Source organism: Calditrichia bacterium, from assembly GCA_020634975.1.
Lineage (GTDB): Bacteria > Calditrichota > Calditrichia > RBG-13-44-9 > J075 > JACKAQ01.
This window is the reverse complement of the sequence record JACKAQ010000002.1, coordinates 44,055-58,800: the sequence shown is the minus strand read 5'-3', so window position 1 is coordinate 58,800 and position 14,746 is coordinate 44,055. Positions and strand designations below refer to the sequence as shown.

Sequence of the window (14,746 nt, the reverse complement as noted above, 5' to 3'; positions counted from 1 at the left end):
TATCTGAAAACTCTAAAACTTTGACAAAGGAGCCAAAATGAAAATAGCCATGATCGGTTTGGGCAAAATGGGTGGAAATATGACCACCCGGCTGATACGCGATGGTCACGAAGTTGTCGTTTTCGATTTGAATGCGGATGCGGTGAAAGAGGCCGTAACCAATGGCGCGATTGCGGCAAAAGACATGCAGGATCTCACCGGCAAACTTCCCGGAAGAAAAGTGGTTTGGATGATGGTTCCTGCGGGCGAGATCGTCGACAGGGTTATTCAGAGCTTGTTGCCCCACCTTTCGGCCGGCGATATTATTGTGGATGGCGGCAATTCCAACTGGCACGACACCCGCAAACGCGCGGAAGATTTGAATGAAAAAGGGATCAAATATATCGATTGCGGCACCAGCGGCGGCGTTTGGGGACTCGCAAACGGCTATTGCCTGATGTATGGCGGCGAAAAAGAAGCTTGCCAGCACATTGAACCGGCGTTGAAAACGTTGGCACCAGAAAACGGTTACCTGCATTGCGGTCCGAGCGGTTCCGGGCATTTCGTGAAAATGGTGCACAACGGCATCGAATACGGCATGATGCAGGCTTACGCCGAAGGCTTTGAAATTATGGAAAAATCGCCGTATGACCTGGATTTGCGAGCCATTTCCAACGTTTGGCAATATGGCAGCGTGGTACGCTCGTGGTTGCTGGAATTGGCGGAGCGCGCCTTTGCCGACGATCCGAAACTGGAGAGCATCAAAGATTTTGTGCCGGATAGCGGCGAAGGTCGCTGGACTGTGCAGGCTGCCATCGATTTTGACGTACCTGCACCGGTAATTACCCATTCACTGTTTGCCCGATTCCGCTCCCGTCAGGAAGAATCGTTCGGCAACAAAGTGCTGGCGGCATTGCGCAACCAGTTTGGCGGACATGCCGTCAAACGCAAATAACCCGGAAAAAAGGAAAAATTATGGAAAAACCTCAAAACTGTATTATGGTAATTTTTGGTGCATCCGGCGATCTGACCTATCGAAAACTCATTCCGGGGTTATTCAATTTATTTGAACGCGGGTTGCTGCCGGAAAAATTTGCCATTTTGGGCACCAGCCGCGCAGAAATGACCGATGAAGAATTCCGCGCCAAAATGCTCGAAGGCGCCAACACATTTGCCCGCGATCCCGAAACCAGCGACCAAAAAACGCAAGAATTTTTGGATCGACTGTATTACACCGCGCTGGATTTCAAAGATTACAACGCTTACAATCAACTGCATAAAAAATTGTTGGCAGTGGATAACGAATTTGAATGTTGCGGAAACTATCTTTTTTACCTATCCGTTCCCCCATTTTTATTTGGCGATATTTCCAAAGGATTGGCGCAAATGGGATTGAGCGAAGAAGATAGCGGCTGGCGGCGGCTGATCGTCGAAAAACCATTTGGCTACGATCTTGAAACAGCCCGGGAATTGAACAACAGCCTGCACACCCATTTTAATGAAAGCCAGATTTACCGGATCGATCATTATCTCGGAAAAGAAACCGTTCAAAATCTGCTGGTTTTCCGCTTTGCCAACGGCATTTTCGAACCGTTGTGGAATAACAATTATGTGGATCATATCGAGATTACATCTGCGGAAGATATCGGTGTGGGTAGCCGTGGCGGCTATTACGACGGCTCCGGCGCACTGCGCGATATGTTCCAGAACCATTTGCTGCAAGTTGTGGGAATGGTTGCGATGGAACCACCGGCGCGATTCAACGACGAAGCGGTTCGCAACGAAACGATCAAAGTATTTCAGTCATTACGCCCGATCAGCGAGGCAGATGTGCCAAAATTTGTTGTTCGCGGACAATATGTGAACGCCACGGTTCGAGGCGAAAAACAGCTTGGCTATCGGCAGGAAAAAGGCGTTCCGGAAGATTCCCGCACCCCAACTTATGTGGGGGTGAAATTTTTTGTGGACAACTGGCGCTGGGCTGGTGTGCCGTTTTATGTTCGAACCGGCAAACGCCTACCAACCCGCGTTACCGAAGTGGTGATCCATTTTAAAAAGATGCCCCACAAACTATTTTCTCAATCCAGCACGGTTTACAGTGAGTGTAATAAACTGATCATAAGAATTCAGCCGGATGAGGGTATTTTGCTGAAATTTAACATGAAATTACCCGGCAGCGGTTTCGATGTAAAAACTGTCAACATGGATTTTCATTATAAAGATATAGCAGATGCTTACGTTCCGCAGGCTTACGAACGGCTGTTGCTGGATTGCATGCTCGGCGACGCAACGCTGTTCGCACGCAGTGATGCTGTGGAAGCATGCTGGAAGTTTGTCGACCCGATTTTGAAGGCGTGGGAAAACAATCCGGACATCCCGGTTTATGGCTATCCCGCAGGAACCTGGGGGCCGCTGGAGGCGCGCGCACTATTTGGCGAACCCGATGATGATTGGCGCTACCCCTGCCGGAACTTGGCAGATGACGGCGAATATTGCGAGCTGTAAGCAATTGATTACATTCGATTTAAAAAAAAGGTTTGATGAAATGAAATCATCAAACCTTTTTTAATTGAAAAATGTTATGAACAATTAAGCGTAAAACGACTCTTTGCCTAATTTTTTGACCAACAAATAATAAAACATTGCACGGAATTTATTGCGGTTCGCACTGCCGAGCTGCTGGCAAACATCCTGAATTGCAGCATCCAATGCCGGGCTGTCTTTCATCCCCAGTTTTTTCAACAGAAAATTGTTTTTAACGCGGGCTAATTCTTCTTTGTCTGAGCAGGATACTTTGGAGGAATCTTCGTTGTAGATGGACGGTCCTAAACCTTTAGCTACTTTTTTCAACAAATCTACATCGCATTTGATTCCCAATTTGGACATTTCACCTTGATAGCGTTCTAATGCTTCATCAAATTTACTCATTGCTTAAGCTCCTTTAAATAATGGTTTTATGGGGACATATCGTTACAATAACTCAAAATTTTACAAAAATAAATTCATTTAAAAAAGGGAAAATCAAACAAAATTTATGTACGAAATTCAAATAATAAAATAGCTATCTCGAAATTTAAATCCGTCTATGTATTAGATTTTTCACTAAAAAGTTGGATTATTTATGATTTTTGTTCAATTCCAATTCATTTATTCGATGGGTAAACTAAAAGATCTAACGTAACCGGCGTCGGCGGTTGCGAACGTAGTCCTCAAACAAATATTCACCGAGACCATTGAGCGAGGAATAAAATGCACGGCCGTTATTCACCTGGGTAAAATCTCGCACAAACTGCTGTAAATACGGGTCGTTGGCAATCATAAATGTCGTAATTACAATATTTAATCTACGGCATTGCCCGGCAAGCCGCAAGGTCCGGTTAACAATTTTCCGGTCCAGCCCGAAGGCATTTTTGTAATAATTCAAGCCTTCCTTTAAACAGGTTGGCTTGCCATCGGTAATCATAAAAATCTGTTTATTGGGATTTTTGCGACGCCGCAAAATATCCATCGCCAACTCCAGCCCGGCGACCGTGTTTGTGTGGTAGGGACCAACTTCCAGATATGGCAAATCCTTGATTTCGATTTGCTGGGCATCGTTCCCAAATGTGATGATATCTAGCGTATCTTTCGGGTAGCGTTTGGTAATCAGCTCCGCCAGTGCCATGGCAACTTTTTTTGCGGGCGTGATGCGATCCTCCCCATACAAAATCATCGAATGGGAAATATCAATCATCAAAACTGTAGACGTTTGGGTTTTATACTCATTTTCAACAACTTCGAGATCATCTTCGGTCATCCGAAAATTTCCAATACCGTGATGAATTTGGGCATTTCGCAAACTATCGGTCATGGCAATCTGTTCGATGCTGTCGCCAAATTGGTAACTTCTGCGATCGGTTGTCGGCTCATCGCCCAAACCGGAAAACGATGTTCTGTGCGAGCCGCGTTGGGCTTTTTTCAATTTACCGAAAATTTCTTCCAGCGACCGTTGTCGAATGGTTTGTTCAGATTTGGCGGTCAACCGAAAATGCTCGCTGCCCGGTTCTTCTTCTTTTATATAGCCTTTATCTTTCAAATCCTGAATAAAATCGCCCATTCCATAATCTTCGTCGGTCAATTTATATTTATTGTCCAGCAAATTTAGCCAATGGAGCGCTTCGGCAACATCACCGGACACTTTTGTCAAAATTTGCATAAACAAATCCAGCAATTTTTCAAATTGAGATGCACTATCTTCAGCCGGTTGAAAATCGGAAAATCTAAAGCCTAACATAACTGCCTCATCTGTTTGTCAGCTTTAACATACTCATTTTTCCTGCTGAATGCAACCGGGTGCGAAAGCGAAGGGCATATTTTGCGGGTGATTCCGGGCTTACCGGGCGCAACGGGATTCGACAATTCATTATCAACATTATGCTCAAATTTCTTATATTTATGACGGAAATATTATATGCGTACGGTTTAAAATTTCAACAATTCCTTGAATATACGCCATTTTTTAATGATCTTTTCAAGCTGCGACATTTTATTAACTGATAGGAAATTTCATGAAGCAAATTCTTGTTACAGGTGCGTGCGGGCAGATCGGATCGGAACTGGTTGTGGCATTAGGCAAACGTTTTGGTCCGGAAAAAGTTATCGCGACAGATATTCAAAAGCCCACCGCAATGGTCCGTAAGTTTAGTCATTTCAAATATTTAAATGTTCTCGATGCGCACATGACGGCAAAACTGGTTGTCGAAAATGATATCGATACCATTTTTCACATGGCGGCTATTTTATCTGCCTATGGTGAGCAAAATCCGCAAATGGCTTACGAAGTAAATTTGCAGGGATTGATGAATATTTTGGAAGTTGCCCGCCGAAAATCCGTTGAAAAAGTGCTGGCGCCGAGCACTATCGCGGTATTCGGCAGCGATGCGCCAAAGGACAAAACGCCGGACGATGTGGCGCTCAATCCTTCCACAATGTATGGCGTAACCAAAGTTGCCGGCGAAAAACTGATGCAATATTATCACCACAAATATGGTATCGATACGCGATCGCTGCGCTATCCCGGCATCATCAGTGCAGAAACGCTGCCCGGCGGCGGCACAACCGATTTTGCAGTTGAGATGTATATTGCCGCATCGCAGAAGCAGAAATGCACCTCGTTTATCGCACAGCAAACGCCACTGCCGTTCATGTATATGCCGGATGCGATCAAAGCGATTCTGGATTTGGCGGATGCCCCGGCAAACCAATTGTCCCGCAGAAATTACAATGTTCATGCACTTTCGCTAACACCCGCCCAAATCACTGAATCGATCCAAAAATACACACCGGGATTCAATTGCGATTACAAACCCGATTTCCGGCAGCAGATTGCCGAATCCTGGCCGCATTCCATTGATGATTCGAACGCCCGGAAAGATTGGGGTTGGCAACCGGATTTTTCGTTGGATGCGATGACCAGAGATATGTTGGAAAGATTGACGCGAAAATCGATGGTTTGATTGTTCGCGGTTGTCATCAATTTTTATTATATTTTGGTACGCAGTTGTAACGCATTAAAAAACAATAGTTTGAAAACGCGACGCAGGGGAAATCCAATGAAAAATGCAGCAATTATCGGATTAGGACATTATCTGCCCGATCGAGTGGTTACAAATAATGATTTGGAAAAATTAATGGAGACATCCGACGAATGGATTCAGGAGCGCACCGGCATTGTAACCAGGCGTTGGATGACAGAAAACGACACTATCGGCAGCATGTCGCATGCCGCAGCCCAAATGGCGTTGGAAAATGCCGGCTTGCAGGCTGCGGATATCGATTGCATTATTTTCGCAACGCTGATATCCGACCATGTTTTTCCCGGCGGCGGTTGCATTTTGGGGGAAAAACTTGGTATTCCCGGCATCCCCGCAATCGATGTGCGCAATGCCTGCTCCGGTTTTGTTTACAGCGTAACAATCGCCAACAGTTTTATCAAATCCGGATTGTACAAAAATATTTTGGTTGTTGGGGCAGAGGCCGTCAGCCACTGTCTGGATAAAACTACACATGGCAGAAATACCGCCGTTATTTTTGCGGACGGCGCGGGCGCTGCAGTTCTCTCTGCAATTGATGATCCCAAAAAAGGTGTGCTGACCACCCATATTCATGCTGACGGACGACATGCCACTCCCCTTTCCGGCATTTCGCCGTATCTGCCCAAAACAATTCCGTTCGACCCGGAAATTCCCGGTGATGGCGTGAAAATCAATATGGATGGACAATACGTGTTCAAACATGCGATCACCAAATTTCCGAAAGTGATTCACGAGGCGCTGGAAGCCACCGGCTACACGGTTGATGATCTCGATTTGCTGATTCCCCATCAGGCGAACCTGCGAATCACGCAAGCGGTTGGCTCGCGGCTGGGAATACCTGAGGAAAAAGTGGTCAGCAATATCCAAAAATATGGCAACACAACTGCGGCATCCATTCCAATTGCAATGAGCGAAGTGTGGCAGGAAGGACGGATAAAGGATAACACCTTGGTTTGCATCGCAGCGTTCGGGGCAGGATTTACATGGGGTTCTGCGCTAATTCGATTCTAATTATCGTTAGCATTTACAACAACTTACGATGGGGATTGTCATCAAGACATAATGGGCAATCCCCATTTTTTTTTCACCGCCAGCACCCGAAGCGCGATGATAAATAAAACGGTGATCGCGATACTCACATCATCATTCGGAAGCACCTGTTTCAATGCCAGATACAGCCCACCGCCCACAATGCAAGCGGTTGCGTAAAATTCTTTCCGGAAAATCAGCGGCACTTCGTTGGTCAGCAAATCGCGGATAATTCCGCCAAATACAGCAGAAACGACACCCATCATCAGCGCGATAACCGGCGAAATACCAAACGACAGCGTTTTTTCCAATCCCAAAATGGTGAACAACCCAATACCGATGGCATCGAACAAAAACAGGGTGTGCCGCAAATTGTGCACCGGTTTTTTTAACAAAATTCCCGCAAAGACAGCCAATCCGATGCACAAAATATAATTTACATCCATCATCCAGCCGACGGGTTGGCTGCCGATCAGCACATCACGCAGCGTGCCGCCGCCAACGGCAGTCACAAAAGCGATCACCGCAGCACCGAACAGATCAAACTGTTTTTCCCGCGCAGTGGAAATGCCACTGACTGCAAATACAAATGTCCCGATCAAATCCAGAATGTAAATCAACTGCACCTCATTTTTGGAATAAAAAAGGGTCTTCAAATGAAGACCCTTTTCACTACATAAAATCAAATGTTACAGCCAATTACTTCAGCAGTACCATCTTCTTGTTATTTACAAATTCACCAGCTTTGATGGAATAAATATACGTTCCGCTGGCTACGCGCGAACCAAAATTGTCGGTTCCGTCCCAGGTTAAGCTGTAACGGCCGGCAGATTTGGATCCATCAACCAGTGTTTTAACCAACTGGCCACGGATGTTGTAAATTTTCAACGAAACGTCCACGGTTTGCGGCAACGCAAATTCAATGCTGGTGGACGGGTTGAAGGGGTTCGGATAGTTTTGCTCGAGGCTGAATTCGTTGGGCAGATTATTGTCGTCACCAATGCCAACAACAATTGATGCTACAGTGTAATCGCCTTCGTTTCCGTTAAAGTCTGTTGCGGAAATCTGATAATACCAGTCACCATTGGGCACATTTTCTTCAACAAATTCGATACCGGTTGTGGTGCCGACCAGAGATCCCAATGCATCCGGATTATCACTTCTGTAAACGGAGAAATAATCGAAATCTGCATCAACAGATTCTTCCCAGGTCAAGTTGACAGTGCCCTGAGTTGCACTTACCATAGCGTTACCCGGTGCGGATGGTGCGTTACTGCCGGTGCGGATGGTGCCAGGTTGTCTTCAGAAACGCCATCTTTCGGGAAGGATTTCCAGTTTGTCAACGGATCTGCGGTATGGGCAGATACAACGTAAGATACCCATACCTTCGCCATCGCCAAGTGTCGGAACAACTGCTGCATAAAAATGGGACTGAATAGCCTACAGTTGAATTAACCGGCAGCGAACCGGCATCGATACTTCTCCGTCGAGTCTCCAAACAACATAGTTGGAAATCGGTACAGCGGAAGTTGCTGTGTTTTCGCCACCGGTTGCCAGTTGCGGCATTCCAGGATATAGCCATCTACAACCATTTCGCCGGAAATCAACCAACATATCGGCATCATTAACCAATACAACACGCCGTTAACCAGAGCCGGTCGGTGGCGGCGGCATATCGTCATCAGGTTCACCAACGTGAATATGAGAAGCGGTTACATCGCCTTCCAGCATATAATGCAATGCATCGCCGTTTTCGCTCAATGTAAACGTTGCACGACCATGACCTGGGTTGCGTTCGGTTGATTGTCGCCACTGCAGACTGCGCTGAACGATCGGTGCATTCATCTGCACGAACTTGCTTCGGAGACCCTGATAACAACCGGCTGGGGCGGGAGCATTCATATTAACTTCGGAGCCCGGCTGGGGCGGGCGTTCCGGTGGGGTGCGGGAAATTTCGTCTTTACCGTCGCCGGTCAAGTCTGCCATTCCTGCCAGATCGTATTGTTGAGCATCAGAAACACCTGCGTCAACCATTTGCAGCGCCCAGTTGGCTTCGTCTGTTACGTCGCCACCCTGATATTCCAAACGGAAAATAGCAGCATTCGGTGTGGAACCACGGGTTCCAAAACCGAAATCGAGCATTCCGTCACCATCGATATCACCGGCTGCGCCGCCATACAAACGACCGGCTTCAGCAGGCACATCTTTGATCATGTATGAAAGCAGCGTATCGCCACTTTGCTGCATCAGATACACATTATTGCTCGCGGTAGACCACGAAGCCAAAATGATTTCAGGATTGGTGTCACCGTCTACATCGACAACCTGAGCAGAGTTCCATGCGCCACCACCAGCGATACCAGCCTGGGTTGCACCAATAACATATGCGGTGCCATCCCAGCTGACGGATGTTACGTTACCGTTATCCTGAATACCATAAACGGTATTTCCGATAACAGCCAGATCGTAATGCGTTCCGGCTACACCGCTGAATTCCAGCGTCCATACATCGGAGCTGTCGGCTGCATCGGGTACGTTATCAACTGAATAAATCTGGATGCCATCGCCGGCACGGCAACTGGCTACGATTTCATCAACGCCATCGCTGTCGATGTCTGTAATAACAATTTTGAAAGGACGGATGTTTGCGTTGTTCGTGGATGCAATTGTCCAGCTTGCATTCGGACGCCAGGTGCCGTCACCATTATCTACACCCATACCGTTGCTGCCATCACCCGGGGTTTCGAAAACAACAATACGCTCGGGATTCGGCTGCAGACCACCACCGGTGTTGTTGGTCGGTGTCCAGATAATTTCTGCTTTTCCGTCGTTATCCAGATCGCCAGCAGCGAGGGCCGGCCAGGTGTTCTGGAATTCGAGGGGCAAACGGGTGCTCCAAACGAGATCCCATCCGTCCGGACCATCTTCATACTTATAAATACGGGGAACCAGGTCCAAACCAACCTGATCATACCAGTCATCGTTGACGGTATAAATTTCCAGCAGCCCGTCATCGTCCAAGTCGACACCGGCAACAAAGTTACCGAAACCACCGACATCTTCCGGCATTGCATCAATTGTAGCAAGACGGTCGAAACGGTTTTGACCAAATACTGTCAACGAGAACAACATCGCCACCATAAGAATTGGCGTTACAAATTTTCTCATATTGACCTCCAGAGGGTTAAATGATTAGAGTTTGTTAGGGTAAAAAGAATCAGTGCTGAAGTCAAATCCTGTTAGGGCAATACACCTCCTTTCGTGGAGTGGGTTGTTGTTTTACTGCCCTGCAATGCATCATCAAATAATGTATATAAATAGGCACTAATATTTTTAAAATCAAGTATGTTTCGATATTTTATCAGTTTTCAGGGTGTCGCAATTAAATTTAATAGCGCACCGTAAAAGAAACAAACTGCACATTGTCCAAGCGACCATAATCGGCCCAGCCAAAATCAAATTTAAGGTTGGTTCCGGCGGCATCGTAGCGTATGCCCGCGCCGAAGGTTAAACCCTGTTCGCTATTTTCCATCATTAATGATTTGTATCCGCCGCGCAGGAAAATGGTGTTTTTTACGCCAACTTCCAAACCGCTGTTGAGGTATTCGCCATTATCGTTAGGTTGAACACCGTCAGCAACTGCCAGCACAGTGATATCATCATTTTTATAGGCTTCCAATGCCAAACCAAAACGCATGGTTAGCGGTAACTCGAACTTCTCTAGACGATATTTGGAGGGCACGTTGGATACACCGCCGCTTTGCGTAAACGGATCGTAATTAATATACAGATCACGTCCGTCGAGCTGCATTTTGGTGCCGAAATTAGAAATAGCTGCACCGAGCCATAACCGACGAAATGGTGTGCGATACAACACGCCCAAATCGACTGCTGCGCCACGGGCAGTCTGATTGAATATTTTTTCCTGAACAAATTTTCCGGTAAATCCGATCGAGAAATCCTCGGTAAGCGACAGTGCATAGCTGACACCACCGGATATCATTGTTGCATCCCAAAATTGGCCGGTGCCGTCGGGATTATCAATCGTGCGGACGGGCTCTTCGGGAACACTGAGTGATGTGATATGGATACCGAGCGCACCAAACGATCCGAGATTCATCGAAAAAGCTGCGAAATCGTAGCTGGTTTCGGCTAACCATTCGGCATGGTTGAATGTGGCTTCCCCGTTTCCGCGAACGCGGGATAACCCGGCAGGATTCCAGTAGATCGACAAAATATCATCTGTCAATGCGGTGTAGGCACTACCCAATCCAATCGCCCGTGCACCAGCCCCAATCTTTAAAAATTGTCCAGCTGTCGTTCCTGCCCGGTCGATTGATGAAACATCCTGTGAACTTTGGGACAAAACGGGCATCGCACCAAACAGGATTGTTATCAGTATCACTCGCAGTTGTTTGCAAATATTGCTCATCTTTTGTCTCATTTATGTTGTTTTCTCTCGTTAATTAACCGGCGCTGTTACACGCCGGTTATTTTCAATTGCAAATACTTATTTGATAATCGCGAACCGTCCGATTTTTGTGCCAACGCCCGGTGCGTCCACATGGTAAATGTAAACACCATATGCCAGCGATTGGGATTCGAATGTCAGCAGGTTCCAACTGATATAATCACGGTTATCATTTTTGTCCAGTTGCGCCACAAATTCACCAGTGATGGTGTAAATGCGAATGGTGCATTCCCGTGGTAAATTCCGGAACTGGATATTCCGGTCGTCACGATCCCCGGAGCTGACACCGGCAATTTCGGTTTCGCTGAAAGCGATATACGGGTTCGGCACTACAATCACATCCTGCAATGCATTTTTTGCAGCTTCGTTGCTGAATTCTGCAGCACGAGTTGTAAAGCGGTAGGAATCGCCCGCGTCAAACGGTTTTTGGGAGAAGAATGTGAAAATATCGCCTTCGCCGGGGTAAATGGGTCTGTACACGAGCGAATCTGTACTATCATGAGCCATAAAGGTATCTGCCGGCACGGTAAATTGAACCATATATGTTGTCTGGGTAGGATTGGTCGCGCCAGGTCGAATCAATCGTATTGACTCAAACCAGTCCCATCTTTTATTATCTATTACTGTGAATGGCTCGTTGATGAAAATATCCACTTGACGACCGGTCTCTACTTCAAACACTTTAAACGGCGCAACAACATTAGTTCCGATAGATGTATCGCCCGGGCTTACAAATTTTCCATCTGCCGTTGTATCATAATCGAAAAAGTGAATTTCGAAGTCTGCCGGATATGGTGCAGCATTCCCAACATCTGCTAATCCAATGGTCGTCAATTCATCGCTGAAATTGGTATTACTTTGTATAATTTTAAAGCCGGATTTACCACTATCAACGGTCAGGGAATCAAGCGCGGTTTCGCGATCTTCAACAACAACCCGAACACCTTCGAACACCGGGTTGTTATCTTCGCCGGCGAGCGACTGGCTGCGATAAACCGGTGCGCTTTTGTAACGCAAGGTAAATTTTTGCCCTTCGGGCAACGAATTGGGTGAACTGCTGCGAATACGGGTTGTTTCGTAAAGCAATTCGTATTGCGTGGGATCAACGACCGATCCGCCGGCATTCAACAATTCCACCGAGCTTGGGTAAATCGGATACGGCAAATTCAGGTTCACAAATAAAGTGTCTTTGGAGGTAAACTCGACCGATTTGACTTCTTCGCGAATAACGGAGTAAAGCACTTCGAGCTCATCATCTTCGTTGCGCGTTGTATCGAAAACAACATTGTATTCAACATTATTTTCAACCAGCAACGGATCGAGGAAATTTACGGCAACGGTTCCGGTTGCGTTTCCGTCGATTTGGGCTGCCAGATTATCACCCATACCGTTGGAAAGGTCGGGTCCCATGTAACCGCTTGCGGGCGGGCCGGGAACCACTGCGGCGGTGTTGATATCAAATGTATATTGGCGATCGACCGCATCCCGGCGAATGGTGCGCTGGGTTTCGGAGGGCGCAACACCGGCGTTTTCGTCACCGCGATCGTATGCCACAACCGCATAAAAATAGGTGACACCGTTTTTCACACCGTTGGAATCGACAAAACTGTGGGTCAATCCGGAGTTATTCCCCAAATCGTAACGCACGCCTCTGCCGGTATATTCAATAGAGGAAAGTCCGCTGTATTCGTTCACAATGTCAAATTGTGCGGGTAATTCCACACCGTTTTTGAGATAAGTAATCGGTTCGGAAAGGAAGGCATTTCCTTTCGAATCGGTGATGGTTTTGGTGTCGTTAAAGCTTTCGTCCTGGCTGCGGTAAATTTTGTATCCTTCGAAATCGAATCCTTTGGAAGGATCATCCGGGTTTGCACGACCCACAAACGGGTCAAACGAAGCCTCTGCGCCAGCATCCCAATACAGCGTCACTTTTTCGTCGCCAGGTACGGCGGTCAAGATCGGTTTGCGGGGTGCCTGAGCAAAACGGTAATCGGATTCGAACACCTGCTGCGAAGTGGATGCATTCTGCACCAGATCCGAAAAATCTTCGCCCAACAGCAGGGCGATGGAAAAGCGCTGGCTTTCGCCGGGACGCAGCGTAAACGGACCGCTGCCGTAAATAAATACGTTGTCCGCTTCCTGTTCAATCACCGGTTCCGGATCTTCCGGGCGCTGGTTTTGGGTCGACATCAAATCCCACATTAACTGGTCGTTACGGGGACGGTTGTTTCCGCCGAACAGCAGTGCGTTAAAGCTGGTTAAACCCAATTGATCGGATTCTGCGATATCCAGAAATCCGAAGTTTGGCTCGCCGCCGCCAAACCGATAGCCTTCGAGACGGCTTTCGGAGGTCGGTTCGCCCGGATCGAGAATACCGTTATTATTGAAATCGAGGTAAAAGCGTTGGTTGGGTTTGCCATCGCCTTCGCCAAAATCGCCGGTTCCGGCAATACCATCCACACCAACATCGTCAAATTCGGGGTCCCAGTCACCGTCTTCATCACCGCTCCAGTGTTCTTTTGGGGCGCCGTATTCACCGATGGGTCCGAAAATAAAGGTTCCGGCGTCGTTGAACGGGCTTTCGTCGATCAGCTCATCACCGTCGTTATCTTCTCCGTCATCATCAATGCCGGGGCTTTCCAAAAAGCGGTAGCCGAAATAACCGGGGCGTCGCCCGAAATCGCCGATGCCGTTGTTATCCCATGCGTACAGCATGTTACGGGCATTTTGCAGATCGGGATCTTCATTAAATGCAGAAATAAAACCGGCGTTGTCATCCGAAAAGTCATTCGGACCACCGATGTGAGGATCACCGAACATCCCCAAATGCACTTTATTAAGCGTTTTTTCGCTGACATTGGTGATGGTATACACCAGAAAAATAAGGTCTTCCGCCAATGGATTGTTGAACTGGAACATGCGAACCTGCAATTCCAGCCCCAATCCGCGAACGGAGGAATCGGAGGGAACGGGATAATATTCAAATTCCGCGTTGTCAAAATCGTCCATTACATAAAATACTTCTTCGTCCGGCGTGGTAGCGTCATCACCCAAAAAAGCTGGCCACACATAGCGTCCGAGCGCTTCGTTGAACCAGTTTTCAGGCCAACTGTCCGGCTTTCCGTCGAGATCGCGATCGAGATCGGTAAATGTCGCAACTTCGTTGGATGCCTGATCAGAAAACCCCAGTCGCGGTTCCCAGCCCCATTTATTGGCGGTTCCAGGCTCGTAATCACCGTCGGAGAATGAGATAAAACCGTCCGTGATCACGCTGATGGTATCTCCATTTGCGTCGATCACTTCCGCACCGATCATCGGGCCAAATTCATAGGCATAGCCCAACCCGTTCGGACCGGAGGGCCAAACGAGATCCGCATTTGAGTTATCTGCGTTGGGTGTCGAAATCGATCCCTGATTGGTAATCAGCACCCGAATTTCGTTTCCGTTGATGATCGTTTCTTTAAAACGATCGTGACGGGAGTCATCCTGCAGTGATTTTCTGAGGGCTTTTTCGTGATCGTTATTGATTTTAAAACGCTCTGATGGCGGCAGTTTCTTGAGGTTTACTTCTTTGGACAAATTGTTCTGGGCATATAGCGGAAACAGCATAAATGCCATTAACATCCAAAAAATGCTGCCAAGAAATCGATTCATAAGTTTATCCATTTTATAAGTTTCGTTTAATATTTTCATT

The 14,746-nt window shown here is 47.2% G+C and carries 12 protein-coding genes; 4 read left to right on the top strand and 8 right to left on the bottom strand.

Annotated elements, in window-relative coordinates:
• The first annotated feature begins 37 nt into the window (after positions 1 to 37).
• Together gnd and H6629_14440 are read left to right on the top strand one after the other, a co-directional pair.
• Entirely contained in the window at positions 38 to 934 is an 897-nt protein-coding gene (gene gnd / locus H6629_14445; protein ID MCB9068995.1) for a decarboxylating 6-phosphogluconate dehydrogenase, read from the top strand.
• Between the two features lie 20 nt (positions 935 to 954).
• A complete protein-coding gene (locus H6629_14440; GenBank protein MCB9068994.1) occupies positions 955 to 2,484 on the top strand; it encodes a glucose-6-phosphate dehydrogenase in 1,530 nt (509 codons plus the stop codon).
• An 84-nt stretch (positions 2,485 to 2,568) separates the two neighbouring features.
• Here H6629_14440 and H6629_14435 read toward each other — a convergent pair whose 3' ends face one another.
• Positions 2,569 to 2,907, bottom strand: coding sequence for a DUF2853 family protein (locus tag H6629_14435; protein MCB9068993.1), 339 nt, complete (start codon positions 2,905 to 2,907; stop codon positions 2,569 to 2,571).
• A 244-nt stretch (positions 2,908 to 3,151) separates the two neighbouring features.
• Positions 3,152 to 4,252: a VWA domain-containing protein gene (locus H6629_14430; GenBank protein MCB9068992.1), complete on the bottom strand. Its 1,101-nt coding sequence runs from the start codon at positions 4,250 to 4,252 to the stop codon at positions 3,152 to 3,154.
• Positions 4,253 to 4,526: 274 nt separating this feature from the next.
• On the opposite strand from H6629_14430, the gene H6629_14425 reads away from it, so the two are divergent.
• Complete coding sequence (locus H6629_14425; protein ID MCB9068991.1) at positions 4,527 to 5,474, top strand: NAD-dependent epimerase/dehydratase family protein; 948 nt, start codon at positions 4,527 to 4,529, stop codon at positions 5,472 to 5,474.
• 96 nt (positions 5,475 to 5,570) lie between these two features.
• On the top strand, positions 5,571 to 6,563 hold the full coding sequence (locus H6629_14420; protein ID MCB9068990.1) for a ketoacyl-ACP synthase III: 993 nt from the start codon (positions 5,571 to 5,573) through the stop codon (positions 6,561 to 6,563).
• A 41-nt stretch (positions 6,564 to 6,604) separates the two neighbouring features.
• On the opposite strand, the gene H6629_14415 is transcribed toward H6629_14420, so the two are convergent.
• The 6 genes from H6629_14415 to H6629_14390 all read right to left on the bottom strand — a co-directional run bounded on the left by H6629_14415 (position 6,605) and on the right by H6629_14390 (position 14,706).
• Positions 6,605 to 7,201: a trimeric intracellular cation channel family protein gene (locus tag H6629_14415; protein MCB9068989.1), complete on the bottom strand. Its 597-nt coding sequence runs from the start codon at positions 7,199 to 7,201 to the stop codon at positions 6,605 to 6,607.
• Positions 7,202 to 7,280: 79 nt separating this feature from the next.
• The gene (locus H6629_14410) at positions 7,281 to 7,826 is read right to left on the bottom strand and encodes a T9SS type A sorting domain-containing protein (GenBank protein ID MCB9068988.1); all 546 of its coding nucleotides are present in this window, start codon (positions 7,824 to 7,826) and stop codon (positions 7,281 to 7,283) included.
• Positions 7,820 to 7,975 carry a hypothetical protein gene (locus H6629_14405; GenBank protein MCB9068987.1) on the bottom strand — a complete coding sequence of 52 codons (156 nt, stop codon included), beginning with the start codon at positions 7,973 to 7,975 and terminating at the stop codon, positions 7,820 to 7,822. The genes H6629_14410 and H6629_14405 overlap by 7 nt, the downstream gene beginning before the upstream one ends.
• A 250-nt stretch (positions 7,976 to 8,225) precedes the next feature.
• On the bottom strand, positions 8,226 to 9,749 hold the full coding sequence (locus tag H6629_14400; protein MCB9068986.1) for a VCBS repeat-containing protein: 1,524 nt from the start codon (positions 9,747 to 9,749) through the stop codon (positions 8,226 to 8,228).
• Between the two features lie 220 nt (positions 9,750 to 9,969).
• Positions 9,970 to 11,013 (bottom strand): PorV/PorQ family protein, encoded by a 1,044-nt coding sequence (locus H6629_14395; protein MCB9068985.1) that lies wholly within the window; start codon positions 11,011 to 11,013, stop codon positions 9,970 to 9,972.
• 78 nt (positions 11,014 to 11,091) lie between these two features.
• Positions 11,092 to 14,706, bottom strand: a complete 3,615-nt coding sequence (locus H6629_14390) for a hypothetical protein (protein ID MCB9068984.1) — start codon at positions 14,704 to 14,706, stop codon at positions 11,092 to 11,094.
• Between the last annotated feature and the right edge of the window lie 40 nt (positions 14,707 to 14,746).